The organism is Pontibacter ramchanderi, from assembly GCF_002846395.1.
Classification (GTDB): domain Bacteria; phylum Bacteroidota; class Bacteroidia; order Cytophagales; family Hymenobacteraceae; genus Pontibacter; species Pontibacter ramchanderi.
Map to the genome: position 1 here is coordinate 667,739 of NZ_PJMU01000002.1, position 26,763 is coordinate 694,501.

Here is a 26,763-nt window from a genome sequence, read left to right on the forward strand (position 1 = left end):
ACAATCATGAAAAATTCTATTCTATTGCTCGGACTGGCTACCCTCTTCATCACGCTGGTAGCTTTCGCTCCTGCGCAGAAAAGCAAGCCTTGGCCTGTGCCTGAGAAATTCGAAAAAATGAAAAACCCTGTGGCTGCCGATGAGGCTTCACTAAAGGCGGGCAAATCGCTATACACAAAGCACTGCGAATCTTGCCACGGCAAGAAAGGGAAAGGCGATGGCTCTAAATCAGCCCAGTTGGACACCGATCCAGGCAACTTCCCGAAAGACCTGCCAGGGCAGTCTGACGGTGCGTTGTACTACAAAATTGTAGAGGGTCGTGATGACATGCCGTCCTTTAAGAAGAAGATTCCAGACGCAGAAGATAACTGGCACATTGTAAACTACATGCGTACGTTTAAATAATCCAGTGGGACGTTTATCCCAGATCATCTAACCCAGTTATATCCGACATGTTGAGAGTGGATGTTTAACTCTGGCCGATGTAGCGAACGTAAAGCTGCATCGGCTGGGTTAGATCCCTCTACTTCCCTGACCTAGCAAAAAGACCCAACTTAACGGGTGCTCCTGTCCCTGGGATTAGCAAACCCCCTTTCTTGGTTTAGCCAGGGACCGAACCGCTCGCTCCTGCACTGTGCAGGCCTGGAAAAGGCACACGCTCCTAGCATCGAAGCGCGTGTACCCTGAATGATGCACTATTGAGTTCGCCAATCCTTTAAACGATACTTCATGAATCGTAATAGGGCATGCATCGGTTTACTCTTACTCTTTTTGTTCTTCTCGCCCAATCTCAGTGCCCAGCACCAGAAAGGGGCACATACCCAAAGTCACACTTCCACCGAATCGTCGGACACTCACAAGCTAAGGCATAATCGCCTGAGTGTGCTCCTATACCACAGCTATGTTCGAATCAGGGCACCACAAGGGCCTCACTTGGTCGTGATCCCCTCCATAGGCTTAGACTACGAGTACTGGTTTACCCACCAATTCGGGCTTGGAATCCACAACGACCTGATATTTACACACAAAATCCAGGAAGACCTGCTGTCTGACAACGCATTCCCGTTCCTGAGTTCTCTGGATGCCCTCTGCAGAATACACAAAGGGCTAGTGCTTGTGTTAGGCCCAGGAGTAGAATTCGAGCATAAAGAGCACTTGTTCTTTTTCAGGGGTGGTCTGGAGTATGAGATCAATCTGGGTGGGCACTGGGACGTGTGCCCGACCATATTCTATGACAACCGCAGGCACGCTTACAACACCAGTTCCATTGGCATAGGTATAGGAAAGACCTTTTAGTACTTTACACTAAAAGAAAGTTCACTAGCAAATTGCGACAGCCTTTTTTAGCTTCCTATGCTGGCTTCTATACCCAAACCCGCTATATTTGCAGCTTCATTACAAAGCCTTACTTTGGAACGAGCAGACAAAAAGAACATAGTCATTTTTGCTTCGGGTTCGGGCAGCAACGCACAGCGCCTGATGGAGTACTTCGAGCACCACCCAGACATTCGTGTGGCCGCCCTGTTTGCCAACAACCCAAAAGCGTATGCCCTAAAACGAGCCGAGACATTCCACGTCCCGGCTTTTTTATTTTCCCGCGACGAGTTTTACAACACCACCAAGGTGCTGGAGCAGGTGCAGTCGTTCAAGCCCGACCTGATCGTGCTGGCAGGCTTCCTGTGGCTGGTACCCCAGAACTTCCTGAAGGCCTTCCCCGACCGCATCATCAACATCCACCCGGCCCTGCTGCCGCAGTACGGTGGCAAAGGCATGCACGGGCTCAATGTACACACGGCCGTGGTGTCCGCCGGAGATAAGGAGTCGGGTATAACTATACACCGCGTGAACGAGGAATATGACAAAGGCGAGTTCGTGCTGCAGGAGCGCTGTCCCGTGCACCCCGGCGACACTCCCGAGGACTTAGCCGCCCGCGTATTGGAACTCGAGCACAAGTATCTGCCAGAGGTCGTGGAAAAACTGGTGTTGCAAACAGCCAAGAATTAGAAATTCTGCTGGCAAACACCCATGAAGTGGCTCGAAAATCAAGTATAGCAACCCAAAACGGAATAGCTATACCTGAGACAGGCCCCAAAAAATACATTAGCACACTAAAAATTAACCCATTAGCCCATTAACCACATGCAATCTGTCAAAATCAAATCCGCACTTATCTCGGTTTACTACAAAGACCGCCTTGAGCCACTGGTAGAGCTCCTGAAGCAGCACAATGTCACGATCTACTCCACAGGCGGCACGCAGGCTTTCCTGGAAGAGCAGGGCGCTGAGGTAGTAGCCGTAGAAGACCTGACTGCCTATCCTTCTATTTTCGGAGGCCGCGTAAAGACCCTGCACCCGAAAGTGTTCGGAGGCATTCTGCACCGCCGTGCAAACGAGAGCGACCTGACCGAGCGAGAGCAGTACGAGATCCCTCCTATTGATCTCGTGGTAGTTGACCTATACCCGTTTGAAGAAACAGTGGCATCGGGCGCTTCGGAAGCGGATGTGATCGAGAAGATTGACATCGGGGGCATTTCCCTGATCAGAGCAGCTGCCAAAAACTTCCAGGATGTGCTGATCGTGTCCTCGCGTGAGCAGTACGACGAAGTGGTGGAGATCTTGAAAGAGAAAGATGGTGCTACCGAACTGGCAGATCGCAAGCGTTTCGCCGCTAAGGCTTTTGACATCTCCTCTAACTACGACACGCACATCTTCAACTACCTGAGCAAAGAGCAGGACTTGAACGTGTTCAAGCAGAGTGTGCGTGAGGCAACCCCACTGCGCTACGGCGAGAATCCACATCAGCAGGCAACTTTCTTCGGCAAGTTGGAGGACCTGTTTGAGCAACTGAACGGCAAGCAGCTTTCTTACAACAACCTCGTGGATGTGGACGCTGCCGTAGCACTGGGCGCTGAGTTCGAGGAGCCGGCTGTGGCTATCCTGAAGCACACCAACGCCTGCGGTTGCGCAACGGGCGAAACCATAAAAGAAGCCTACCTGAATGCGCTTTCTACTGATCCCGTTTCGGCTTTCGGTGGCGTGATTATCGCCAACCGTGCTATTGACATGGGCGCTGCTGAGGAGCTGAACAAGTTGTTCTTCGAAGTGCTGATCGCCCCTGATTTCGACGCTAACGCACTTGACTTGCTGCGCACCAAAAAGAACCGCATTCTGCTTAAGCAGAAGCCAGTGGAGTTGCCAACCAAGCAGTTCAAGACGCTTCTGAACGGCGTGATCGAACAGGACAAAGACTTACAGACCGAGACAGAGGCTGACTTCAGAACGGTGACCAAGCGTGAGCCCTCTGCCGAAGAGAAAAAGGCATTAGTATTCGCAGCCAAGGTTTGCAAGCATACCAAGTCCAATACCATCGTGTTTGCCACAGATAAAATGATGATCTCCAGCGGCGTGGGCCAGACTTCCCGTGTAGACGCCCTACGCCAGGCTATTGAAAAAGCCAAGAGCTTTGGCTTTGACCTTAGCAACACTGTGATGGCATCCGACGCGTTCTTCCCCTTCCCGGACTGCGTGGAGATTGCCGATCAGGCAGGTATAAAAGCCGTGGTGCAGCCGGGTGGCTCTATCAAAGACCAGGACTCGATCGACTACTGCGACGCCCACAACATGGCCATGGTGATGACGGGCGTGCGCCATTTCAAGCACTAAGGTATAACCTTCGCAACCTCAAAAGCCTCGCCCAATTGGGTGAGGCTTTTTACTTAGCAGCCCATCCAATTTTATACCTATACCTGCGTTATGTAGGTCATCAAAGAGAATTGTATGGAACGTGGGCAAGAAAAAAATTGAAAACTTTTACCTCTTCCGCCTCAGCATTATTAATTCCGCTGAAAATCACTAATTTTGCGGCTAGTTTTTGATTGGAAATATTGTATATTAAACATATAACAGGCAGCCGCACGCCTTCAACAAATAAGAATGGGACTATTTAACTTTCTTACCAGCGATATAGCCATTGACTTGGGTACCGCCAATACCCTGATCATTCATAACGATAAGATTGTGGTAGACGAGCCGTCTATCATCGCCGTGGACCGGACCACGGGTCGTGTACTTGCCATTGGCCGCAACGCCATGCAGATGCACGAGAAAACCCACGAGAACATCAAGACCATTCGTCCGCTGAAAGACGGTGTGATCGCCGACTTCCACGCCGCCGAGGAAATGATCCGTGGCATGATCAAGATGATCGACACGGGCCGCCGCTTGTTCCAGCCTTCGCACCGCATGGTGATCTGCATACCTTCAGGTATAACCGAGGTGGAGAAACGTGCCGTACGTGACTCAGCCCAGCACGCCGGCGCCAAAGAGGTATGGATGATCCAGGAGCCAATGGCCGCTGCCATAGGTATAGGCATCGACGTGGAGCAGCCGATCGGCTCCATGATCGTGGACATCGGGGGTGGTACAACAGAAATTGCTGTAGTGGCCCTTTCGGGTATCGTGTGCGATCAGTCTATCCGCATCGCCGGCGACGTGTTCACCAAGGACATTCTGGATTACATGCGTCGCCAGCACAACCTGCTTATCGGTGAGCGCTCTGCCGAGAAAATCAAAATAGAAGTAGGCTCTGCGCTTACTGAGCTAGAAAACCCGCCTGCCGATTACGAGATCCGCGGTCGTGACCTGATGACAGGTATACCGAAAGTGATCAAGGTAACTTACCAGGAAATCGCGATTGCGCTTGACAAGTCGGTGTCGAAGATCGAGGAAGCGGTACTGAAGGCGCTCGAGATTGCGCCGCCGGAGCTGTCTGCCGACATTTACGACAACGGTATTCACCTGACGGGCGGTGGCGCCTTGCTGCGTGGCTTCGACAAGCGCCTGGCTGCCAAAACCAAACTGCCGATCCACATTGCCGAAGATCCGCTTAGAGCGGTTGTGCGCGGCACGGGTGCGGCTATCAAAAATCTGGAAGGCTTTAAGAACGTTCTGCTGACCTAAGCACCCCGCATGCGGAATCTATTTGCTTTTATTTACCGGTTCCGTGCATTCCTCATATTTGTGCTGCTGGAGGCACTGTGTATTTTCCTGATTGTGCGCTACAACACATACCAGGGAGCTGCCATGTTCAACTCCGCCAACACTTATGTGGGGCGTGTGTTGGAGTTCCAGAGCGGCATTACCGACTACTTCCGGCTGGCGTCTATTAACAGCACGCTTGCCGATGAAAACGCTGTGCTGCGCCAGCAACTCATGTCGTACAGGCAGGACGCTGAGGCAGACAGCACCGACCGGCTTGACGGCACCTACTTTGCCGCTTCCGACTCCGCCAAGTCAGAGCCCTTTATTCTGCATGCAGGCCGGGTAATCAACAATTCCATCCGGCGCACCAACAATTACCTGACATTGTCGGCAGGGAGCCTGGATGGCGTGAAGCCTGGCATGGGCGTTATCTCGCCAAACGGAGCTGTAGGGCGCGTTAAAACTGTGTCGAAGCACTACGCCACAGTAACCTCCCTGCTGCACTCGCAAATGCTGATCTCGGCCAAAATGAAGAAGGACAATACCTTTGGCACCATCAAGTGGACGGGTGGCGACTACCGCACGGCTCTGCTCGACTACATCCCCTTGCACATCAAGCCAGAGGTGGGCGACACCATTGTGACCAGTGGCTATAACACGGTGTTTCCGGAAGGCATCATGATCGGTACCATCAGCGAAGTGGAGCGTGAGTTAGACAAGAGTTTTTACACGATCCGGGTGAAGCTCTCCGTGGATTTTGCCCAGCTCTCATATGTGTATGTGGTTGAGAACCCACGCCGCCCGGAGCAGGATTCGTTGGAAATTGAAGCAGGAATACTACCCCATGAATAACAGCCTAGGTATACGACACATCGTGCAGTTCGTGCTGTTTGTCACGCTGCAGATCCTGCTGATGGACAACCTGGTGCTCTTCAGCACGGGCTTCAGCTTCATCTACATTGCCTTCCTGCTGTTTCTGCCGCTTCAGATTAACAGGGTGCTGCTGCTGTTCCTGGGCTTTATAGTGGGCTTTGCGGTAGACATCTTCTACGATACCATGGGCATACACGCGGCGGCCAGTGTGCTGCTGGCATATTTAAGACCGATGGTTTTGAACCTTCTCACACCACGCGATGGTTACGATACCAATGATTCGGTGAACATACACATTATGGGCTGGCGCTGGTTCCTGGCTTATGCGCTCACACTGATACTGGCACATCACACAGCGGTCTTCCTGCTTGAGATTTTCAGTCTGGAGGGCTTGTCGGCCGCAGTGCCCAAAATACTGCTGAGCACCTTGTTCACCGGGGTAGTTATGGTTATATTGCAGTTACTGTTCTTCTCCCTTAAGAGAGCGAATAGATGAATTATCTCGAAAACAGAAAATACGTCATCCAAGCCATATTTCTGGTAGTCGGCATCGTCTACGCACTGCGCCTGTTCTACATCCAGGTAATCGACAGCAGTTACAAGCAAGCCGCCGAAACCAACGCGATCAAGACGATCATTCAATATCCTTTCCGGGGCCTGATCTACGACCGCAATGGCGAGCTGCTGGTGCAGAACACTCCCGTGTACGACCTGATGATCGTACCAAAAGAGGCACGCAACATCGACACCCTGCGGCTGGCCAATATGCTCGACATTACCTTGGAAGATGCCCGCGAACGCTTCAAAAAGGCCCGCACCTATTCCTGGGTAAAGCCCTCCATCTTCCAGCAGATGCTAAGCACGGCAGACTTCGCCCATATTCAGGATAACCTCATCGACTTCCCCGGCTTTTATATCAATGCCCGTACGGCCCGTGGCTATCCGCACCAGAGTTTAGGACACGCGCTTGGTTACATTGCCGAGATCAGCCCGAAGCAGTTGGAGGACAGCACCTACAAGGGCTATCGCCCCGGCGACTACATTGGCAAGGCAGGTATAGAGATGGCCTACGAGAAGTACCTGATGGGCCAGCGCGGCGTGAAGTACAAGATGGTGAACGTGCGCGGCATCGACAAAGGCTCGTTTAAGGACGGGGCTTATGACACCCTTTCCATCGCCGGCCAGAACATGGTAAGCACGATTGACTTGGATTTGCAGGCCTACGGCGAATACCTGATGAACGGTGCCAAGGGCAGTATCGTGGCCATTGAACCGAAAACCGGTGAAATCCTGGCCTATGTTTCGGCGCCTTTCTACGACCCCAACCTGTTCACGGGCAAAGACTACGGCAAGAACTACATGCAGCTGCTGCAGGACCCGGACAAGACCATGTTCAACCGCCCGATCATGGCCGATCGTAATCCGCCGGGCTCGATCTTTAAGCTCACGCAGGCCCTTATTGCATTGGAAGATGGCGTTATAAACCCGAATACAACATACGCCTGCAATAAATCCCTTGTGAATTGCCACCCACACCCATCGCCACTCGATTTGCGTGGGGCCGTGCAGCACTCTTGCAACCCCTGGTTCTTCCAGGCTTACAAGGCCCTCATTAACCAGGGCAAGTCCAAAAACACCTTTACCGATACATCGCTGGGCCTCAAAGACTGGCGCGAGCATGTGCTCACCTTTGGATTTGGTAAGAAGCTGGGCATTGACATACCGGGTGAGAAATCGGGCATTATCGCATCTACCGACCTGTACGACCGCGTTTACGGCAAGAACCGCTGGAAATACTCGACCATCTACTCGCTCAGCATCGGGCAAGGCGAACTGGGGGTAACGCCACTGCAGATGGCGAACTTCATGGCAATTGTTGCCAACAAAGGTTATTACGTAACGCCCCACCTGATTCGCTCCATCGGGGAAGACGGAAAACCTCTGGCCGAGAACTACGAACGACACTATACCTCTGTGAAACCGCATCACTTCGACCCGATCATTGAGGGTATGGCAGAAGTGGTTCGTGCCGGTACAGGCCGCAAGGCCAGCCTGGATAAAATAGGTATAACCGTTTGCGGCAAGACCGGTACGGCCCAGAACCCGCAGGGACCTGATCATGCCGTGTTTGTAGCCTTTGCGCCGAAGGAAGATCCTAAGATTGCAATCGCCGTCTACGTAGAGCATGGCAAGTGGGGAGGCCAGTCAGCTGCCCCAATTGCGGGCCTGATGATTGAGAAGTACATGACAGACTCTATCTCTGCCCTCAAAGTCCAGGAGAAGTGGGTGTTGAGCCGTGAGTATTTGAATATTAAATCGAAATAAGTATGCCAACGGGAGGACAGGGATTACTCAAGGAGAGAGTGGTGCAGCCGAGTAGCCGTCGCCAGTCAACCACTGTGTTCGGTAACCTGGACTGGTTCACGGTGCTGATTTACTTTGTGCTGGTATGTCTGGGTTGGATGAACATCTACGCGGTGGTTTACAGCCCCGACAACGTGGTGAACATCTTCAGTTTCGATATCAACTCCGGCAAGCAATTGGTATGGATCGGTACGGGCGTGATTCTGATGATCGTGCTGATCGTCGTCGATTACAAGGTATACGAGCACCTAGCCTACCCTATTTACGGCGGCATCATCCTGCTGCTGCTCTTCACGCTGGCTGTGGCCAATCCGGTGGCAGGTTCCCGCTCCTGGCTTGACCTGGGCGGTGGCGTACGCTTGCAACCCGCCGAGCTGGCCAAGTTTGCAACGGCATTGGCTATCTCTAAATTCCTGAGCCAGGTGAGTTTGCGCCAGCAGAAAATGAAAGACCAGATGATTCTGGCGGCCATCACGTTCCTGCCAGCAGTTATCATTATCCTGCAAAACGAAACCGGTTCGGCTCTTGTGTTCGGTGCTTTTATCCTGGCTTTCTTCCGCGAGGGCATGTCACCGCTCATCCTCATCATCGGAGGTTCTGCGGCAGCTATTTTCATCCTAACGTTACTAGTGCCCAAGCTATACCTGCTTATAGGGGTAGCGGCGCTCATGGGCCTGGCCATGTTCCTGGACTACCGCCTTATGCGCCGCTTCAAGACCATGATTGCACTCTTTGTGCTGGTGGTGGGCATGGTGTTCAGCGTGGATTACTTTGTGAACGACATCCTGCAGCCGCACCAGCAAAACCGTATCAAAGCGCTCATCAACCCCGAGGCCGATCCGCTGGGCTATGGTTGGAACGTGACGCAGTCGAAGATCGCGATCGGTTCGGGTGGTTTCTGGGGCAAGGGCTTTCTGGAGGGTACGCAAACCAAGTTTGATTTTGTGCCGGAGCAGAGCACCGACTTTATCTTTTGTACCATTGGCGAGGAGCACGGTTGGGTGGGCAGCACCATTCTGATCGGCCTTTTTATGCTACTCATGATGCGGATTGTGTACATTGCCGAGCGACAGAAATCTGTCTTTGGCCGGACCTATGGCTACTGCGTCGTGTCGGTCATTTTCTTCCACTTCGTCATCAACGTGGGCATGACCATTGGCCTGGCACCGGTGGTAGGTATACCGCTCCCCTTCTTCAGCTATGGTGGTTCTTCCCTTTGGTCGTTCACCATCCTTTTGTTTATCCTACTGGCCATTGATGCAAACCGGAACAGGGAGCTAGTAAGGCAATAGCATTTTTAGAGAAGGCGATGTAGGGCAATTACATCGCCTTTTTTATATGCACCTTTTCCGCTGAGCGTAGCCTCCGCACTGATTCACACACTTTAAACTATACATATTCCTATACGTAATAATTTAACAACATTTAGTTCACGTTATACCATAGCAGTCTAATCCGCTTTTTGCCCTTTTGAAAAATCCGGGTTGCCATTTCCTCCCCTGTCAGTAGTCTCAGTATTGGGCTACTTGTGTTTTTGATTTATATCCTTCAAAACACTTTAATCAATCAACCCATGCCCAAATTCGTTATTGAAAGAGAGATACCAGATGCCGGCAAACTGACACCAGATCAGCTAAAAGCTATTTCGCAAACCTCCTGCGGCGTGCTCGACAAGATGGGCCCCAAAATTCAGTGGGTCCAGAGTTTTGTAACTGACGATAAAATTTACTGCATTTACAACGCACCAAATGAGGAGATGGTGCGGGAACATGCCAAGCAGGGAGGCTTTCCGGCTAACAAAGTTAGCCGGGTAGGCACTGTGATAGACCCAACTACCGCTGAGTAAACTGGCCCGACACATACTTAAGGTATAGCCCCTGTTACCGGCAAATTAGAATCGGGCCTATACCTTAGCGCTATACCTGATCAGTGAGGTTGTTGTCAGTTTAGAAACGGGCTGACCAGTTTTAGGATTGATGAACCTGACGCGCCCTAGCCGCATCAGCTTTTCAAAGGCTACTTTGTAGTTCTCCAGGGTATAATGCGTGCCGGTACTGTGCTTTTCGTAAATATGTTGGATCGTGCGGTTGTTATAGGCAGCTTGCGAATGTGAAAGTTCCTGCGCCAGGCTAACTATGGAGTATTGGTAGTGCTCGTGAAACAACGCGGTCTGCTGCTGTTGCAGATTAGCACCAAACAGCGGCACACCGTCCTCCTGGTAGTCGCTGTACCCTTCCAGCAGTTCTTTCAACCGTAGGTATACCTGATTTGACTTCGCCGTGAAGACCAGGTAGTGGCTCGTCTGCTTTTTATCGGGTGCATTGATGCGGAAACAGAGGGTTAAGAAACCGTTGCGCCGGAAAATCTCCTCGAAGCAATTTAGTATGTACTCCTCCCTTCTCTCTGTATTTTTGTGTTGCCTATAAAAGGTCTTTACCTGCTCTAACCCCTCGCCAAGGAATTGATGCCATAAACTGTTCGCTTTGGCTTTCCTTATAGCATGTTCCAACAGCTTCGGGTTAAAGAGCATGATCAGGTCTGTTCTGCCTGCCCGCAAGGCACTCAGTAGCAGTTGCTGTGCTATACCTTCCAGACTAGGATCCAAAAAAGCAAGATCAGGTTGTACGCTCTCCAGCAGTTGCGCTGTCAGTGTATCGTCATCGGTTTCAGACAGCAAGATGGGCAGATGTATCAAATCGTGGTAGAAAGGCAGCTGCTCTACCTTGCGCTGCAACGTTACCAGGGCACTTGGGTCGGCATCGTAATAGAGGGTGCTTATGCCTTTGTTCAGGTCGACTCTGGATCCCGTGCTTTTGTATACCTGTCGTAGCAGTTGCAGGGCAGCGGGAGTTGTGTCGTCGCTATCCAGGCCAGTTTGTGCATCCAGAAAGACAAGTGGCACTTCAGGCGATGGGATTTGCTGCAGCACTGTTGTCGCCCATACCTCAAACAGGCGGGGCAGTAGTTCCGCCTTTATCTCTTGGGCTATTCGCTCTGTTTTGAAAAAATCGCTGGGTGCTGCGGGCATGGGTTGTAATGCTGTCTACTATCAGGTTGCTGGTTATACCTGTACGAAAGTGTTGGTTTAGGTATACAAATATAAAGCCTGGCAAAATAAAAAGCTCTAGCACTAGACGTCACAAGATTCCTTTCAGTTATTCAGGACTAGGAACAAGGGTTTTGTAAAGTCTGCACAATATTGATTAACAACTCAATATGAATTGCAAAGTGTTCAAATCAAGGCTTAATCAGGCAATGTAAAGCAACATTTCTACTTATAATTGTATAGACATTAATTTTTAACACAAAATATAAATAATTAAAACTAATATAATCCAACAAAAAGGTTTGTGTTACGTATAATAATCTATATATAGCAAAAGTATGAAGCCTTATAATAATATTACTGTTAAGACAATACTAGTACCATTGTTGGTATTTTTGTTGTTTGCGTCTTGTAAAGATGAAAAAGATCCCGAGCCCGTATCTGAAACAATAATGGACCTTAAGGTGATGAAACAAAAGAAATCATCATCTGGACAAACAATTACAGAGCCTGCTTCAGCAATTATTCACGTTTGGAAGGCTGAAAACCGCGAGTTTGATGTTGCAGCGTCTCCAGACATACACTTCGGTTATGTTTATGACAAGATCAGCCAATCCTATGTGACAATGAACTACGGAGCAATTGGCTCTAAAATGCGCGAAAGGATTGAGCCTGGTAAGTATTTTGTCTTTGTTCTCCTTCCCAAGTCCTCCGATAACACTAGCTTGGCATATTCATATTCATATTTTGAAATCAAGAAGGGAGAGACGTTGAATTTGGTTAGGACTTTCAGCCACAATGTAAGCCCAGGAGCTTATGAGAGCTGGTAAGAAGCAAATAAAACCTTTAACTATACTTCATGTAAAGTCATTCCTATCGTTTCATTTCCTTTAGCATTAAGTTAAAATGTTAGATGAAACGATTATTAAAAGCTATCTTATTAAGTTTAATACAATGTATTTTGTAGAGAGGATAGGTTAAGCGAAAGCAATAAAAAGACAGCCCCACCTAATCTGAGGACTAGGTGGGGCTGTCTTTTTATTGCTTTAATCAGATTATTATAGTACCAGGAGCGGGAATCGAACCCGCACGAGCTTGCGCTCACAAGATTTTAAGTCTTGCGTGTCTACCAGTTCCACCATCCCGGCGCCTTCCGAACGTTATTCGGAGGGGTGACTTTAAAAAACAAAGACGTTGCTTATCACAACGTCTTTATCAATTTGCCTTTTTTGAGCGGGAGACGAGGTTCGAACTCGCGACCTCGACCTTGGCAAGGTCGCGCTCTACCAACTGAGCTACTCCCGCTTTTAGTCATTCCCTAAACCCCCTTAGCGATTTAGTGATACAAAGATATAGACAAAATTTCAGAAGTCAAGAGGCAGCGCTAAAATTTTCTATCACTTTTGCTTTTTGCACTGATTTTCAGCGAGAAAATTTTCTAAAAATCTTTAGCCACCGCCCCGCTATACCTGTTAGCGTACCACTTCGCCTTTATCTTTCAACAATAATTTGAGTTCGTTGAGTTTCAAAAGTGCCTCTACAGGCGTTATGGTGTTAATATCGAGTTGTTCCATCAGCTCTTTCACACGCTGCAGCTGCGGGTCTTGCAGCTCGAACATGCTGAGTTGGTAGTTGTTTTTCGGGGCTGACTTCATGCGCTGCTTCGGTGCCTGCTCCGATACTTTCTCTTTCTCGAGGTGATGCATGATCTCGTCGGCACGCAGCACCACACTGTTCGGCATACCGGCCATCTGGGCCACGTGTATACCAAAGCTGTGCTCACTGCCGCCCTCTACCAATTTGCGCATAAACAGAATCTTGCCACCCGTCTCTTTCACCGACACATTGAAGTTCTTCACGCGGGTCAGGTCCTCAGCCAGTTGGTTGAGTTCGTGGTAGTGCGTGGCGAATAGGGTCTTGGCCCGGAATTTCGGGTGGTTGTGCAGGTGTTCTACAATCGACCAGGCTATCGAAATGCCGTCGTAGGTACTTGTGCCGCGCCCAATCTCGTCCATCAGCACCAGACTGCGGTCCGAAAGGTTGTTCAGAATACTGGCCGTCTCGGTCATCTCCACCATAAAGGTCGATTCGCCTTTCGAGAGGTTATCCGAAGCGCCCACGCGGGTAAATATCTTATCAATGATGCCGATGCTGGCAGCCTCGGCGGGCACAAAGCAACCAATTTGCCCCATCAGCACAATGAGGGCGGTTTGGCGCAACAGGGCGCTTTTACCGGCCATGTTCGGCCCCGTGATGATGATGACCTGCTGCTCCTCGTTGTCGAGGTAGATATCATTCGGCACGTACTCCTCCCCCAACGGCAGTTGCTTCTCGATCACCGGGTGGCGGCCTTTGCGTATGTCGAGCACGTGCCCGTCGTTCACCTCCGGCTTCACGTAGTTGCCAGCCACGGCTATACCTGCAAAGGCGCTCAGGCAGTCGATGACGGCGATGACCTTGGCGTTTTGCTGAATCTGCCCCACGTAGTCCATGGCCTGCAGCACGAGCTCGTTGAACAGCCCGAACTCGATGGTGTAGATGCGCTCCTCGGCATTCAGTATTTTTTCTTCGTAGGTTTTGAGCTCTTCGGTAATGTAACGCTCGGCGTTTACCAGCGTCTGCTTGCGAATCCAGCTGGCAGGCACCTTGTCTTTGTGCGCATGCGTTACCTCAAGGTAGTAGCCAAACACCTTGTTGTAGGCGATTTTAAGCGAGCTGATGCCCGTATTGCGTACTTCCCGCTGTTGCAGTTGGGCCAAATAGTCCTTGCCCGAAAAAGCGATTTTTCGCAGCTCGTCCAGCTCCTCGTTCACCCCATCGTTTATCATGTTGCCCTGATTCGTGAGCATCGGGGCATCCGGCTTGAGCATGTTCTTGATTTCCTCACGCAGTCCGTCGCAGGGCGCCAATTGGTCAGCCAGTTTCACGAGGGCAGGTATACCGCTTGCCGTCAGCATTTTCTTGATCGGATGAATGGCATCCAAGGCCTTGGCCAGCTGCATCAGCTCCCGTGGGTTCACGCGGCGCACGGCCACTTTGGAGATGAGGCGCTCGAGGTCGTTGATTTGCTTGAGGTGCAGGTATAGTTCATCGAGCAACTCGCTGTGGTTGGTGAGCGCCTCCACCGTATCAAGGCGGCGTTTGATTTGCACTACATCCTTGAGCGGCAGCACCACCCACTTTTTGAGTAAGCGGGCACCCATTGGCGTAGTGGTCTGGTCCAGAATCTGAATCAACGGCACGCCATCCTGATTTTGCGGGTATACCAACTCAAGATTACGCACCGTGAAGCGGTCGAGCCATACGTACTTGTCCTCCTCTAATCTAGAGATAGTCGCAATGTGGCTGATTTCGTTGTGGTGCGTTTCGGATAAGTAATGGAGTATAGCGCCCGCAGAAGTAATCCCCTCCTGCATGCCCTCTATACCAAAGCCTTTGAGCGAAGTCGTACTAAAATGCCGCGTCAGGGACTCATAAGCGAAGTCGTAGCTAAACACCCACTCCTCTAGGGCATAGTAGCGAAAGTCAGGGCCATAGCTCTGGAAGAAAGTTTCTTTCTCGCGCTTACAGAATAGTACCTCCGCCGGCGCCAGACTTTGCAGAAGCTTGCCTACATAGTTCTTATCGCCCTGTGCTGTGATGAACTCACCGGTCGAAATATCCAGAAAGGAAACGCCTGCCTCGGTTTTGCCGAAATGCACAGCCGCCAAGTAGTTGTTGCTGCGTTTTTCGAGCACTTGGTCGTTAAAGGACACGCCGGGTGTTACCAGCTCGGTTACACCTCGTTTCACAATGCCTTTCACCGATTTCGGGTCTTCGAGTTGGTCGCAGATAGCGACGCGCTCACCGGCTCTTACCAGTTTGGGCAGATAGGTATCGAGGGAGTGGTGCGGGAAGCCCGCCAGCGCCGTCTCCGAAGTGGAGCCGGCACCGCGCTTGGTCAGCACGATGTCGAGTATCTTACTGGCCTTGATGGCGTCTTCGCCAAAGGTTTCGTAAAAGTCCCCTACCCTGAATAGCAGCAGCGCCCCCGGATGCTTCGCCTTAATGGCGTTGTATTGTTTCATTAGTGGGGTTACTGTTCCGTTGTCTCCTCCTTTCATACCTGTATATCTTTGCTGGGAATGCTCTCCCGGTTAATCTAAAATTATTGTTCTGTTTGGCGCGAGCGTCTTCGCTCAAGACGGCTATCGTGGGGCCTCTGGCCCAATGGATTTATACCGTAAATTTCGCATTAGCACAACTTGCGGTTATTTATGGAGCCAGTTCGTAACTGGGGTAGCCAGAGCTGAAGGTATAGCTACCTGAGTTGTTCTATAGCTTGCCCTGGCCGGGCGGGCCTTACTTTTTTCCTTGATGAAAAAAGTAAGCAAAAAAATCAAGACGATTTTGAACTCGCTGACCGCTCAAACAAAAAATCGTCGTTGGTGCACCCGGCACCGCTATCTGCTGCGTAGGCTCTGTGCGAGTTACCTTATAATGCGTGCCAGTGGTCTGTGTGGTCTGTGCTACAGAGTTTATACTTTAAAAGTGTCAACCACAGATTCCCCGCCTTGGACAAGGAGGGGTTAGGGGTGGTTTGACCTGATATCTGAGATAATCCTGTTAATCCTTAAATCCTGTAAATCCTTAGGGTAGGGGCCCTATGTAAAGTTTCAGACAACCCTATTCGCTATCTTTGTACCCAAAGTATAGCCTACGCTATACCTGTCAACGGAAGTCTTTTGCCTCAACACCCATTACCAATAGCCCAATGCGTAAACTCTCCATGGACGACCTCAACCGCGACTCGGTTGAAGAATTCAAAAATAAGAAAAAAATACCGTTAGTCTTGGTGCTCGACAATGTGCGCAGCCTCAATAATGTGGGCTCGGTTTTTCGCACGGCCGACTCCTTTATGGTGGAGAAGGTATACCTCTGCGGCATTACCGGCACGCCGCCTCACCGCGACATTGAGAAAACCGCCTTGGGCGCCACTGAATCGGTGGAATGGGAGCATGCACCCGACACACTGGAACTAGTGAAGCAGCTGAAAGGTCAAGGTTTTGTAATTGGGTCGGTGGAGCAGGCCGAGAACAGCTTAAAGCTGAACAAGTTTATACCTGAGCCGGAGAAGCATTACGCCTTCGTATTGGGCAACGAGGTATTTGGGGTGGAGCAGGAGGTAATTAACCACTCCGATTTTGTGCTCGAGATACCGCAGTTTGGCACCAAGCACTCGCTTAACATCTCGGTGGCTACCGGCGTGGTGGTGTGGGACTTCCTGAGCAAAATCACCAGCTAAAGATCTGGTGTAGAACACCTTTACAATTTTAGGTCATTTTTTTAATCGCCCTGCTTAAACCATTGCAGCAGTCGCTCGTCATACCTGTGGCTAAAAGTTGAGCCGGGGGAAACCGTCATCCTCGTTAGTGGCATTACGGCGTACCCCGGTCTTTACCCCCTCTCCCGCTCTCGTTTGCTGCCTCTCCACCCTGAGGCCACTAAGCACCTTCTGGCATTACCCGTATAAGAAGACTATGAAAATCTTCACTTTACCATTACTCCTCGTTCTTTTTCTACTGCTTATTTCCGGCACCGCGCTCCCGGCCCAGCAACAGCCACCAGCTACTGCCCAGGGCCGAATTTCCGGCACAGTGCAGGACGAAGAGACCAAAGCGCCGCTCGGCTTTGCCAATGTGGTACTGCTTACTGCCCAGGACTCCAGCCTCGTAACCGGTGCCACTTCGGATATGGAAGGAAAGTTTGAATTGACCCGCGTACCCCAGGGGCACTTCATTTTGCGCATCTCCTCAGTAGGTTATCCTACCAAATTTATACCTAACATCATCGTTTCTGCTACCAACAGCAACCTGCAGTTGGGCGCTATACCTGTGCGGGGCAGCGCTACACAGCTGAAGGAGGTACAGATCGTGACGGAACGGCCCATCGTATCGTTTGAACTGGACAAACGGGTGGTGAATGTGAGTCAGGACCTCAACGCCGAAAGCGGCTCGGTGGCCGAGGTGATGCAGAACCTGCCCTCGGTGACTGTTGATGTGGACGGTAATGTGAGCATGCGCGGGAGCTCCAACGTGACCATTTTGGTGGATGGCAAGCGCTCCGCCCTCTCCAACCTCACCCTCGACCAGATTCCCGCCAACCTGATTGAGAGCATCGAACTGATTACCAACCCCTCGTCGAAGTATAACCCCGAAGGCACATCCGGCATCATCAACCTGGTACTGAAAAAAGAGAAGAAGCCCGGTTTCAATGGCTCTGCTTCCGTTACGGCCGGCACTTACGACAACTACAACACCTCACTCAACCTGAACTACCGCTACTACAAGTGGTCGCTGAACTCGGGCTACGACTTCAGGCAGCGCACCCGGCCGGGATGGAGCAACAGTACCACGACCAACTTCCATTTCAACGAGTTCGGGCAGCAGGACAGCACCAGTTACCGCTTGCAGGAGGGTACCCGCAACAGCAAAGACGTTTCGCACAGTTTCCGCCTGGGTGCCGACTATTTCCTCACGCCCCACCATACCTTGTCAGCCTCCGGCATTTACCGCTTCGGCCGCGACACCGGGTATAACAACATCTTCTACCGCTTCGAAGACGAGAACCGCCAATTGGTAAACACCCGCACCCGCAACACCGAAGAAGAAGAAAACGAGAACGCCGTGGACGTGACGCTGGGCTACCGGCAGACCTTTGAGCGAAAGGGACAGGAACTGACGGCCGACATCGTCTACAACACCAACATCGACGACGAGGTAGCGCTGTTCAACGAAAGGAGCAGCCTGCAAAATGCTTTCCCGGAGATGCAGCAGACGCTGGTAGACGATGCCAACCGCGAGGTTGTTGCCAAAGCCGATTACGTGCATCCTATCTCGGAGAACAGCAAATTCGAGGCAGGCTTCCGCAGCTCCTTTGAACGCCTGGACGAAGACTCCCGTTTCTTCAACCGCAACAACGAGACCGGCGAAATGGTCTACAGCACCGACCAGAGCAACCACTTCGTTTTCGACCAGAACATCTACTCCCTCTATTCCAACTACAGCAACCGGTACAAGTCCATCAGCTACCAGGTGGGGCTGCGCGCCGAGCAGACCGTCACCAAAACCGACCTGCGCACCGAGGATAGAAAGGATAACAACGACTACTTCAGCCTCTTCCCGACCCTCTTCATTACCAAGGATTTCAACCCGGACAACAAACTGCAGTTCAGCTACAGTCGCCGCATCAACCGGCCGCGCAGCCGCTTCCTGAATCCCTTTGTGGACCGCTCAGACCGTTTCAGTGTGCATTACGGCAACCCCGAGCTAAAGCCGGAGTTCGTCAACTCGCTGGAATTGGGCTACCTGAAGTACTGGGGTGAGGCCTCCATTAACGCGACTGTCTTCTACCGCCATACTATGGACGAGATAGAGCGGTTCCGGATGGCAACGCAGGTGATCGTGGGTAACGACACCATACCTGCCACCGAGACCACTTTTCTGAACATCTCCGACAACAAGGCCTATGGCGCAGAGCTGGGTTTCAACTACCCGGCCACAAAATGGTGGCGCATCAACGGCAGCATCTCGGGCTTCCGGACACAGCTCAACACCACCCAGGGCGACACGGAACTGAGCAATGCGCAGTTCAGCTGGAACTCAAAGGTGAACTCCACTTTTACGGTGTGGGAGGACCTCAACATCCAACTGTCCGGCTTCTACCGCTCGCCCATGGCTGACATCCAGGGCCGGATGGAGCAGATGTTCAGCGCTGACCTGGCCATGAAAAAGGACGTCCTCAAGAAGAACGGCACTATTTCCCTGCGCGTATCGGATGTGTTCAACACGCGTCAGTTCAACTTCCTGAGCTTTGGCCCGGAGTTCAGGACCGAGAGCGAGAACCGCCGCCAGAGCCGCATCATCTACCTGGGCTTCACCTTCCGCCTCAACAGTGAGGGCAATAACCGCGAGCGCCGCCGTCCAAATGAGCAAGGTGGAGATGACGAGGGTTTTGAGAATTAAGATTTTGAATTGACTAAAGGAAGCCGGGGGGAAAATCTCCGGCTTTTTTGCTTCTGTGCTGCTCCTCCTGTCATTTACTCTCGCTTCTGCCATTTCGCCGATAGGAGAAATCTGTTACCATACCTACCGCCGGTTCGAGCGCAGCGGGAAACGGTGGTAGGTATGGTATCGCGTATGGATTCGCAGCAAAGTCGCGTTGGCACTGCCGCGCAACTTACGGCCTGTATGGTATCAGATTCTTCCTACCGTCGGAATGACATTAGGAAGAAAAGTCCCCCATTGAAGGAGGGTCATTAAGTTAGAGGATTCTCTCTTAAGGGCAGAATTGTTGCGTCCCAAGGAATTTTCCCCTTGAGGATTACCGAGAACGCGAGCTCGAAGGTAGCGAGCGTAGCTCTCAGAGGGGTGTTTACAACTAAAGGAAATTTGCAAAGTGGCCGTTTACTGGTTTTATAGCCCTGAATTTACACCCCTATTGACCCTTGGTCGCAAGTTTCGACTCTCGTATCACTTGTCCCCAAGGGGATGTCTCCATTGGGTCGTAACTACCCTACTCTTTGAAGTGACAATCGCTCCCCGTTTCTCCACTATAATTCGCACTGCTATACCTGACTAATGTACTTCACATTTCTCCTTTAGTCGAAATGACACGCCTGAGTAACCGAAATGACACACCGCCATACCTTCTGCCCTGCTTCTCCGTATCTTAGACCGAACAAAAAACCAACTCCATGACACCTCCCGCCCGCCTGCCTATCATTGACCTGCACTGCGACCTTTTGGTATACCTGTCCGACGTTCCCGATTCGGCTATTGACAAGGTAGCTGAGATCGGGTGTTCGCTGCCCGCCCTCACGCAGGGCAATGTGCGGCTGCAGACGATGGCCATTTATTGCGCCACCGCGCCGGGAAGCACCAACTATGCCTACCTGCAGGCCGAGATATTCCGCAAGCTGGCCACAGACGAGCGCAGCTGCCTGACGGCGGTGACGGATGTGGCATCTTTACAGACAACGCTGAGCGGCAAAGGTGACATTGGCATGGTGGCTTCTATCGAAAATGCCTCTGGCTTTTGCGAGGAGGACGAACCGCTGGAAGAGGGTTTTAAGAAACTGGAGAAGATCATCGAAGCGGTGGAGCGACTCCTGTACATCAGTTTCACGCACCATATGGGTAACCGCTTCGGGGGCGGCAACATGACGGACCGGGGCATCACCCGAGACGGCAAAATGCTGCTCGACTACCTGCATGGCCGCCGCATCGCCGTGGACTTTTCGCACACCAGCGACGCCCTGGCCTACGACATCCTCGAGCACATCGACCGCGAAAGGCTCGACATACCTGTGATGGCCAGTCACTCCAACTTCCGGCCGGTTTGGGAACACAACCGCAACCTGCCCGACGAGATTGCCCAGGAAATCATTCGCCGGCAGGGGCTGATCGGCATGAACTTTCTGCGGGCCTTTGTGAACAACGATCAGCCAGAGGCCTTGCTGCAGCACATTCTGTATGGCTTTGAGCAGGGAGCCGAAGACAGCATCAGCTTCGGAGCCGACTATTTTTATACCCTCGATTCGCCAGATCTTAGCCGGGTGCCTTACTATTTCAAGGAGCACGAGCACGCAGGCACCAGCTATACCCACCTGCTGGAGCAACTTCAGGGCAAGCTAACACCACTGCAGCTCGAGAAGCTCGCCTACCGAAATGCGCAGCGTTTTATGGAGCGCATCTGGTCCTGATTCAGGCTTTTATCCAATCCCAGGCAGTAGTCGGCCCAGCTATTTTTTGCATGAATTCTTGTGCTGAAAATAATATTTATTATATTTAAAGTGGGCTATATGGAGGTCATTGAATAAAGATCGCTCTTTGTTATAACATACTTCTGTAGCCTGATCAAGGCACCATCTACTAAGCTGTTATGAAATTCATTGGACTGTTTCTTTTACTTGCCGGGCTGGTTTCGCTCATTATTGGTTCCACAGGGGCCAATTTGCTTGTGCTAAACTGGGTAAACCAATGGGGCGAGGGCATTGGCTGGGCAATTCGGGCGGGTGTTGCGGCGCTCGGTGGGGTATTGTACTATATTTACCGACACGAAGATTAAGGCCATTCGCTTATTTTCTATATAGAAACTTTGCCATGTGCAAACAAACTGCGTATACGCAATTACTGTACACCAAAAGCCGAACTCAGCCATGGACTCTCCGCAGTACGCACCATACTACATTCAGATAAATGAGCTCTACATCGATACCGTTGTCATAGACGATACGGAGTTCATCACACTATGGTGCTTCACTGTGCTCGACGATGAGTATAAGTTCATTTACCTGGGCTGCGATTTCACGCAGTTTAACCAGATCCTGATCGGGGCCGGCGACAAAGGCAAGGAGATTGCCCTGCACATGGCCAACGTGCTCAACAGCGAACACGACTCCCCTACCCTGGTACCCATCAAAGAGCAGTTTGACGACTACCTGGAGCTAACCGGCTTCGACCTGATTGTGTATGAGCCGCTGGCTGTGGATGATGAACTGGAGGATGAGTACGAGGATGACGATGACCTGCCCCTGGAACAACTACTGGGCGGTGGTAGCAAGCGCTCCGACAATACCTCCCAAAAATACCTGATTTACCAGCTCGATAAGCTATACCCTTCTAAGATCTTCGAGCCTGAAAAGCTGCAGCGCGAAAGCATGACAGAACAGTTTGAGGACGACTCGCTGGAACTGGCGCAGCTCTACTACGATTACCTGAACGCCTCCGAAAACGGCTACTCCGAGTGCGAAGCCCGCCAGGTGGCAGGCCTCGAAAAGGACCTCTTCTTCCGGATGGCCCGCAAAGCCGCCGACCTCTGGAGCTAAACGATACTTGCTATACCTACCTTGCACTGTCATACTGCGCTGCCAGTTGCAGGCGCGCCCGCAATTGCAGCTGCATTTCATTTACCCAACTCCGGATCTGCTCTTCCTCAGCCTTTAACAGCATTTCGCTGTAATGGTCCAGTTGCGCCTGTTGCGACGCCTGCACAAACTCCCTATAGCGCTCATCAAAAGCCGTCCCGCTCAGTTTCCTGAATTCCGCGATGGTGGCCCTGTCTGCCGACCCCAGCGAGTCGGGCAGGCTGTTATGCAAGCCTTCTGCTTTGGCTACCTGCTGCAGTTGCTTCAGGGCCTGTCGGTAAAAGCCCTGCATTTCGGCACTCAGCGCTTTGATTTGTTCTGATTCAGCTCGTTCGGCGGCTACCTGGGCCAACTCCGCCTGCAGCATGGTGGTGCTGGCGGCATAGTCCAGAAAGGCGGCGCTGCGGCTCATTTCCTTTACTACGGGAGGTGTGGTAGCTTTGGTCTGGTCAGATGCAGGGCCGTCGCCACAGGCGATCATCAGCAAAAGCAGTAGCCCGAAGGCCAGGGTGAGAAGTTTATCGGTGAGCATAGGTATGGTTGTGCAAGGTGCCGTCTACAGCTATACCGTATACCCCGCGCAACAAGTTATACCTTACCTAAAGAAACATCCTAAAGTGCAGCAATGCCTTATTCTTTTGCTAATACCTTAAAACTGATACGCCTTGCGCACCACTGTCAGGTTGCTGTCGCGGCCCTGCTCGGGCAGTATGTGTGCCGGCATGGGTGTGCGCACGAGTTGCGCCGGCAGCCCGATCGTATGGTCAAAAAGCAGCAGGTTGAGTTTAGACCCGACTGGTATCTTTAGTTCGAACTCTACCTGTTTGGTTAGGGGTAAGCCATAAAAGCGCAAGTGGTATACCTGTCCGTTCGCCGTATCGATGGCTTGCAACGGAACGATTTTCCCATTTATAGTCGCCTGAATTGCTGCAGCGGGGTTCTCAGGCTGCAGCACTGCCTCGAGGTGCGCTGCTTGTCGCTGCGAGGCTAATTGCAGGCGCAGCACCCGTGTGTCTGCCACCACCGAGTCGCTCAGCACAGTAGCCACCGGTGCAGCTACAGGTATAGCCGGGGCTGTGTTGAGCAGGTAAGGCCGCTGTGCTTGCGGGTACATGGCGGCCAGAGTACCTTTGTCAGTATCGGGGAAAAACTGTTTGTTCCAGTCGTTGAGCTGCTCGTGAGCCGTTGCCCAAAAAGCTGTGTTCTGGTCGGCGTCGAGGTAGTAGGCTGTGTGACTGTGCAAGGGCGTTGTAGGGGAGGGCTGCTCTTTGCTAACAGCTATACCTAGCACCGCTATACCTGCCAGCAGGCTGATCGCAGGTATAGCCCAGGTATAGCGAACTACATCAACGGCCACCAGTACCGGCAGCAGCAAGTTGAGCAACAGCAGAAAGAGGATAACAGCCGCCACGGGCAGGGCCAGTGAGAACACCACGAACAGCACCTGCACAATGGGCATCAACAGGAAAAGAGCCGGTACCGCTGCCAACACCACCACCAAGCCATATGCCAGTGCACGACCAGGTCTGTAGAGTTCAAAATGCAGCACCACAAGGCAACCCAGCACAGCGAAGAGCAGCGGGAACACCGCCAGGTACGCCGCAGCAGGCACCAGCAGGTATAACACCAGCATGGGCGGCACCTGACCCGCCAGACTTCCCGCCACCAGGCCAAACACCGGCCTGCGGCGTACCGACCGATAAGTTAGCCACAAAAACAGACCCAGTGCTACCAGCAGATAGCCCAGCAGAAAGTAATGGGTATGGTACACACCGTTACCGGTATGGGCATAAGGAAGCAGGCGCAGCACCAGCAGGTTGAGCAGGTATATGCCCCCGCCAATGAACACGAGCCAGAGCAGCGGTAACCCGGAGCCCGCCATCAATTGCTTGCCTGTGGCCAGTCCTTTACGCAGCACCATGCGCAGCAGCACGACCACCAGCACGAGCGTCAGCAGTACCCATACCAGGTTAAGCCACACGGGGTAGTGGATCACCCATTTGCCAATGAAGTTGAAAAAAACAGCATCGGGCGCTTTCACGGCTGACAAATCTGCGGTTCCGAAATGACGCGCCAAGGCCAGCATGTTGTCGCCGTGCTGCTGCAGACTTCCCTGGCTCAGGTTTTCGGGAGAATCGGATAGCTTGTGATAATGCACAAAACCATCGATAAAGGCCGAGTTAAGACCGCTATACCCGGCATTCCGGAAAACGGTGAAGTCAGTATCGTTCGGCATGCGGCGGTATACCTCGTAGGCCACGGAACTGATAAATGGATAGGGTGCCACCTGACTGTACTGCTTAGCCAGCCAGCCGTTCTCGGGACTCAGCTCGAAGGTCATGCTCGGGCCCTGGTTGCCGCGTGCCTCTACATTCAGCACCAGCGCCACGTCTTTGGCCCAGGGATGCTCCAGAAAGCCACGCGCCCCAAAGAGCCCATACTCCTCGCCATCGGTTAGCAGCACGATCACGTCATGTTCCAAAGCTGGCGCCACCTGCAGGGCACGCACAGTCTCTAGTATAGCGGCCACGCCAGCGGCATCGTCGGCGGCCCCACGGGTATTGGGCTGCGAGTCGTAGTGAGCCATCAGCAACAGCGCCTTTCCCGTACTTGCACTTCCTTTGATGCGGCCAAGCAGGTTATACACATGGCCCGCTGTTGTAAATGGTCCCTGCTGCCAGGCAACCGTCGTTTCCTGCACCTGCGGCTGCAGCCCAAGCTCCTCCATCTGACCAAGCAGGTAGCGGCGCACCTCGGCATGGGCGGCTGTTCCCATGGCGTGCGGCTCCCGGGCTATTTTATGCACATGCCCCATGGCCCGCTCTGCCGAAAATACGGCAGCAGGAGAAGAGGCAGGCTCCGGTGCCGGTGGCATCAGCAACCAGACGCTCAGCCAGGCGAGCACTACAACAACCAAAAGCAACAAAAACCTGTGTATCAACTGCATGGGCGGGCTATAGTATAGTTTGAGGCTAATATAGGAATTCTGTAGGTTCGCTGGTGCATACGCATAAAAAAAGCAGCGCCCTTGTGGTAAGGTGCTGCTTTTTACAGGTATAGCATATTCTACCGCGAAGGGTCGCCTTCAGGCAATACCTCGTTCTGGCGCAGGTGTACTGGTTCGGTTTTCTTGCGCAGGCGCAGGTTAAGCATCTCTACCATCAGCGAGAAGAACATCGCAAAGTAGATATAGCCTTTCGGGATGTGCTGGTGCAGCGCCTCTACCACCAGCATAAAGCCAATCAGCAGCAGGAATGAAAGTGCCAGCATTTTCACAGTCGGGTGTTTGTTCACAAAGTCGCTCACATACTTAGCGAAAACCAGCATAATGCCCATGGCAATGATCACGGCCACCACCATCACAACGATTTCCTGGGCCAAACCAACGGCTGTCAGGATGGAGTCGAAAGAGAACACGATGTCTATGAGGATGATCTGTATGAGCACTTTGCCCAGCGTGGTGGTTCCCTTTCCGGCCTCGTGGCCTTCCTGCTCACCTTCCAGCTTATTGTGTATCTCGGTTACGGATTTGGCCAGCAAGAACAGACCACCCGCAAACAGAATGATGTCGCGCCACGAAACCGGAAAGTCCTCGTCCGTAAACGGCAGGTTGATCGAGAAAATCGGATCACTTGCGCTTACGATCCAGGCAATGAACATCAGCAGGATAATGCGGAAGACCAAAGCCAGCGTCAAACCAATATTGCGCCCCCTGGCCTGCTGCTCTTTCGGCAACCGGCTGACGATAATCGAGATGAACACAATGTTGTCGATGCCGAGCACCACCTCCATAAAGGTCAGGGTCAGCAGACTTATCCAGGTATCTGGGTTCGCGAAAATTTCGAGCATAAGGCGAGTGAGGTAAAGGTTAATTTGTTAAATGGCTAAACTGCTTTTTCTGAAGGCAACAATTTAACCCTTAAGCATTACGACTTCATATTAACATATTGAAGTGGCATGCCTATTTCTTCGGCGTTTGTACGCAAAACGGCGATCACTTGCTGCAAGTCGTCGATTTTTTTACCTGTCACCCGGATGGTCTCGTCCATGATGGCGGCCGACACCTTCAGTTTGCTGTCTTTTATCAACTTCATGATCTTTTTGGAAGTTTCCTTGTCGATGCCCGCTTTCACCTTGATGTCCTTCTTCACCATTGCCCCGCTCTGGTAGGCTTCTTTGGAGAAATCGAGGGCAGTGGCGTCGAGGCCCTGCTTCACCATTTTGCCGATGAGCACGTCTTCGGTGTGCTGCAGGCGCATGTCGTTCTCCATGCTGATGTGCACTTCGTTGTTTTTCTTGTCGAACTCCAGCGAGCCTTTGGTGTCGCGGAAGTCGTAGCGGTTCATGATTTCCTTGCGGGCCACGTTCACCGCATTGTCCATGGTCTGCGGGTCTACTTTGCTGATGATATCGAAAGATGCCATAGTTTTTCGGGTTATGTTAAATGATAAGATTTACACGGTTAATAAGCTGCAAAGTTATTTAAATGGCTGAATTGCTAAATGGTTAAATTGTTGGTGGAGGAATTGTTGATTGCTGATTGTTAATTGTTGAAGGTATGGAACGTGCGGCACTACTTTATCTGCATCTTTCT

22 protein-coding genes and 2 tRNA genes are annotated in these 26,763 nt (G+C 51.8%); 16 read left to right on the plus strand and 8 right to left on the minus strand.

Annotation, left to right across the window (positions count from 1 at the left end; all coding sequences use genetic code 11):
- The first annotated feature begins 6 nt into the window (after positions 1-6).
- The 10 genes from BD749_RS09860 to BD749_RS09905 all read left to right on the plus strand — a co-directional run bounded on the left by BD749_RS09860 (position 7) and on the right by BD749_RS09905 (position 10,063).
- Positions 7-405, plus strand: coding sequence for a c-type cytochrome (locus tag BD749_RS09860; protein WP_101444191.1), 399 nt, complete (start codon positions 7-9; stop codon positions 403-405).
- A gap of 324 nt (positions 406-729) precedes the next feature.
- Positions 730-1,296, plus strand: coding sequence for a hypothetical protein (locus BD749_RS09865; RefSeq protein ID WP_101444192.1), 567 nt, complete (start codon positions 730-732; stop codon positions 1,294-1,296).
- A gap of 114 nt (positions 1,297-1,410) precedes the next feature.
- Complete coding sequence (gene purN, locus BD749_RS09870; protein ID WP_180336372.1) at positions 1,411-2,004, plus strand: phosphoribosylglycinamide formyltransferase; 594 nt, start codon at positions 1,411-1,413, stop codon at positions 2,002-2,004.
- Between the two features lie 135 nt (positions 2,005-2,139).
- On the plus strand, positions 2,140-3,663 hold the full coding sequence (purH, locus tag BD749_RS09875) for a bifunctional phosphoribosylaminoimidazolecarboxamide formyltransferase/IMP cyclohydrolase (RefSeq protein ID WP_101444194.1): 1,524 nt from the start codon (positions 2,140-2,142) through the stop codon (positions 3,661-3,663).
- Positions 3,664-3,933: 270 nt separating this feature from the next.
- Positions 3,934-4,959 (plus strand): rod shape-determining protein, encoded by a 1,026-nt coding sequence (locus tag BD749_RS09880; RefSeq protein ID WP_007652384.1) that lies wholly within the window; start codon positions 3,934-3,936, stop codon positions 4,957-4,959.
- 9 nt (positions 4,960-4,968) lie between these two features.
- A complete protein-coding gene (gene mreC / locus BD749_RS09885; protein WP_101444195.1) occupies positions 4,969-5,832 on the plus strand; it encodes a rod shape-determining protein MreC in 864 nt (287 codons plus the stop codon).
- The gene (locus BD749_RS09890) at positions 5,825-6,349 is read left to right on the plus strand and encodes a hypothetical protein (RefSeq protein WP_101444196.1); all 525 of its coding nucleotides are present in this window, start codon (positions 5,825-5,827) and stop codon (positions 6,347-6,349) included. Before mreC ends, BD749_RS09890 begins: the two co-directional genes overlap by 8 nt.
- Positions 6,346-8,178: a penicillin-binding protein 2 gene (mrdA, locus tag BD749_RS09895; RefSeq protein ID WP_101444197.1), complete on the plus strand. Its 1,833-nt coding sequence runs from the start codon at positions 6,346-6,348 to the stop codon at positions 8,176-8,178. Before BD749_RS09890 ends, mrdA begins: the two co-directional genes overlap by 4 nt.
- Positions 8,179-8,180: 2 nt before the next feature.
- Positions 8,181-9,509: a rod shape-determining protein RodA gene (gene rodA / locus BD749_RS09900; protein ID WP_101444198.1), complete on the plus strand. Its 1,329-nt coding sequence runs from the start codon at positions 8,181-8,183 to the stop codon at positions 9,507-9,509.
- Positions 9,510-9,790: 281 nt separating this feature from the next.
- Positions 9,791-10,063: a DUF4242 domain-containing protein gene (locus BD749_RS09905; RefSeq protein ID WP_101444199.1), complete on the plus strand. Its 273-nt coding sequence runs from the start codon at positions 9,791-9,793 to the stop codon at positions 10,061-10,063.
- Between the two features lie 57 nt (positions 10,064-10,120).
- Here BD749_RS09905 and BD749_RS09910 read toward each other — a convergent pair whose 3' ends face one another.
- The gene (locus tag BD749_RS09910) at positions 10,121-11,245 is read right to left on the minus strand and encodes a hypothetical protein (protein WP_245868992.1); all 1,125 of its coding nucleotides are present in this window, start codon (positions 11,243-11,245) and stop codon (positions 10,121-10,123) included.
- A 356-nt stretch (positions 11,246-11,601) separates the two neighbouring features.
- Here BD749_RS09910 and BD749_RS09915 point away from each other — a divergent pair, with 356 nt between their 5' ends.
- Positions 11,602-12,093 (plus strand): hypothetical protein, encoded by a 492-nt coding sequence (locus BD749_RS09915; RefSeq protein WP_101444200.1) that lies wholly within the window; start codon positions 11,602-11,604, stop codon positions 12,091-12,093.
- 234 nt (positions 12,094-12,327) lie between these two features.
- On the opposite strand, the gene BD749_RS09920 is transcribed toward BD749_RS09915, so the two are convergent.
- The 3 genes from BD749_RS09920 to mutS form a co-directional block, all read right to left on the minus strand.
- Positions 12,328-12,411 (minus strand) — tRNA-Leu (locus tag BD749_RS09920).
- Positions 12,412-12,495: 84 nt separating this feature from the next.
- A tRNA-Gly gene (locus BD749_RS09925) sits at positions 12,496-12,568 on the minus strand.
- A gap of 167 nt (positions 12,569-12,735) precedes the next feature.
- On the minus strand, positions 12,736-15,366 hold the full coding sequence (gene mutS / locus BD749_RS09930; protein WP_101444201.1) for a DNA mismatch repair protein MutS: 2,631 nt from the start codon (positions 15,364-15,366) through the stop codon (positions 12,736-12,738).
- A gap of 650 nt (positions 15,367-16,016) precedes the next feature.
- Between mutS and BD749_RS09935 the strand changes: the two genes are divergently transcribed.
- The 5 genes from BD749_RS09935 (at position 16,017) to BD749_RS09955 (ending at position 22,130) form a co-directional block, all read left to right on the plus strand.
- Complete coding sequence (locus BD749_RS09935) at positions 16,017-16,547, plus strand: RNA methyltransferase (RefSeq protein WP_101444202.1); 531 nt, start codon at positions 16,017-16,019, stop codon at positions 16,545-16,547.
- Between the two features lie 235 nt (positions 16,548-16,782).
- Positions 16,783-19,266: an outer membrane beta-barrel family protein gene (locus BD749_RS09940; protein WP_101444203.1), complete on the plus strand. Its 2,484-nt coding sequence runs from the start codon at positions 16,783-16,785 to the stop codon at positions 19,264-19,266.
- A gap of 731 nt (positions 19,267-19,997) precedes the next feature.
- Positions 19,998-21,005 (plus strand): dipeptidase, encoded by a 1,008-nt coding sequence (locus BD749_RS09945; RefSeq protein WP_101444204.1) that lies wholly within the window; start codon positions 19,998-20,000, stop codon positions 21,003-21,005.
- 179 nt (positions 21,006-21,184) lie between these two features.
- A complete protein-coding gene (locus BD749_RS09950; protein WP_101444205.1) occupies positions 21,185-21,370 on the plus strand; it encodes a hypothetical protein in 186 nt (61 codons plus the stop codon).
- A 91-nt stretch (positions 21,371-21,461) separates the two neighbouring features.
- Positions 21,462-22,130: a hypothetical protein gene (locus BD749_RS09955; RefSeq protein ID WP_101444206.1), complete on the plus strand. Its 669-nt coding sequence runs from the start codon at positions 21,462-21,464 to the stop codon at positions 22,128-22,130.
- A gap of 16 nt (positions 22,131-22,146) precedes the next feature.
- Here the strand turns inward: BD749_RS09955 and BD749_RS09960 are convergent, their stop codons facing one another.
- The 4 genes from BD749_RS09960 to BD749_RS09975 all read right to left on the minus strand — a co-directional run bounded on the left by BD749_RS09960 (position 22,147) and on the right by BD749_RS09975 (position 26,593).
- Positions 22,147-22,701, minus strand: coding sequence for a DUF4142 domain-containing protein (locus tag BD749_RS09960; RefSeq protein WP_101444207.1), 555 nt, complete (start codon positions 22,699-22,701; stop codon positions 22,147-22,149).
- Positions 22,702-22,818: 117 nt separating this feature from the next.
- A complete protein-coding gene (locus tag BD749_RS09965; RefSeq protein ID WP_101444208.1) occupies positions 22,819-25,116 on the minus strand; it encodes a M20/M25/M40 family metallo-hydrolase in 2,298 nt (765 codons plus the stop codon).
- A gap of 119 nt (positions 25,117-25,235) precedes the next feature.
- Positions 25,236-26,018 (minus strand): TerC family protein, encoded by a 783-nt coding sequence (locus BD749_RS09970; RefSeq protein WP_101444209.1) that lies wholly within the window; start codon positions 26,016-26,018, stop codon positions 25,236-25,238.
- A 77-nt stretch (positions 26,019-26,095) separates the two neighbouring features.
- Entirely contained in the window at positions 26,096-26,593 is a 498-nt protein-coding gene (locus BD749_RS09975; RefSeq protein WP_101444210.1) for a YajQ family cyclic di-GMP-binding protein, read from the minus strand.
- Positions 26,594-26,763 lie beyond the last annotated feature (170 nt).

Bases quoted from the DNA above. Each gene is read 5' to 3' on its own strand.
- BD749_RS09860 (WP_101444191.1), top strand. From the start codon at position 7: ATGAAAAATTCTATTCTATTGCTCGGACTGGCTACCCTCTTCATCACG.
- BD749_RS09865 (WP_101444192.1), top strand. From the start codon at position 730: ATGAATCGTAATAGGGCATGCATCGGTTTACTCTTACTCTTTTTGTTC.
- purH (WP_101444194.1), top strand. From the start codon at position 2,140: ATGCAATCTGTCAAAATCAAATCCGCACTTATCTCGGTTTACTACAAA.
- BD749_RS09880 (WP_007652384.1), top strand. From the start codon at position 3,934: ATGGGACTATTTAACTTTCTTACCAGCGATATAGCCATTGACTTGGGT.
- mreC (WP_101444195.1), top strand. From the start codon at position 4,969: ATGCGGAATCTATTTGCTTTTATTTACCGGTTCCGTGCATTCCTCATA.
- BD749_RS09890 (WP_101444196.1), top strand. From the start codon at position 5,825: ATGAATAACAGCCTAGGTATACGACACATCGTGCAGTTCGTGCTGTTT.
- mrdA (WP_101444197.1), top strand. From the start codon at position 6,346: ATGAATTATCTCGAAAACAGAAAATACGTCATCCAAGCCATATTTCTG.
- rodA (WP_101444198.1), top strand. From the start codon at position 8,181: ATGCCAACGGGAGGACAGGGATTACTCAAGGAGAGAGTGGTGCAGCCG.
- BD749_RS09905 (WP_101444199.1), top strand. From the start codon at position 9,791: ATGCCCAAATTCGTTATTGAAAGAGAGATACCAGATGCCGGCAAACTG.
- BD749_RS09910 (WP_245868992.1), bottom strand. From the start codon at position 11,245: ATGCCCGCAGCACCCAGCGATTTTTTCAAAACAGAGCGAATAGCCCAA.
- BD749_RS09915 (WP_101444200.1), top strand. From the start codon at position 11,602: ATGAAGCCTTATAATAATATTACTGTTAAGACAATACTAGTACCATTG.
- mutS (WP_101444201.1), bottom strand. From the start codon at position 15,366: ATGAAAGGAGGAGACAACGGAACAGTAACCCCACTAATGAAACAATAC.
- BD749_RS09935 (WP_101444202.1), top strand. From the start codon at position 16,017: ATGCGTAAACTCTCCATGGACGACCTCAACCGCGACTCGGTTGAAGAA.
- BD749_RS09940 (WP_101444203.1), top strand. From the start codon at position 16,783: ATGAAAATCTTCACTTTACCATTACTCCTCGTTCTTTTTCTACTGCTT.
- BD749_RS09945 (WP_101444204.1), top strand. From the start codon at position 19,998: ATGACACCTCCCGCCCGCCTGCCTATCATTGACCTGCACTGCGACCTT.
- BD749_RS09950 (WP_101444205.1), top strand. From the start codon at position 21,185: ATGAAATTCATTGGACTGTTTCTTTTACTTGCCGGGCTGGTTTCGCTC.
- BD749_RS09955 (WP_101444206.1), top strand. From the start codon at position 21,462: ATGGACTCTCCGCAGTACGCACCATACTACATTCAGATAAATGAGCTC.
- BD749_RS09960 (WP_101444207.1), bottom strand. From the start codon at position 22,701: ATGCTCACCGATAAACTTCTCACCCTGGCCTTCGGGCTACTGCTTTTG.
- BD749_RS09965 (WP_101444208.1), bottom strand. From the start codon at position 25,116: ATGCAGTTGATACACAGGTTTTTGTTGCTTTTGGTTGTTGTAGTGCTC.
- BD749_RS09970 (WP_101444209.1), bottom strand. From the start codon at position 26,018: ATGCTCGAAATTTTCGCGAACCCAGATACCTGGATAAGTCTGCTGACC.
- BD749_RS09975 (WP_101444210.1), bottom strand. From the start codon at position 26,593: ATGGCATCTTTCGATATCATCAGCAAAGTAGACCCGCAGACCATGGAC.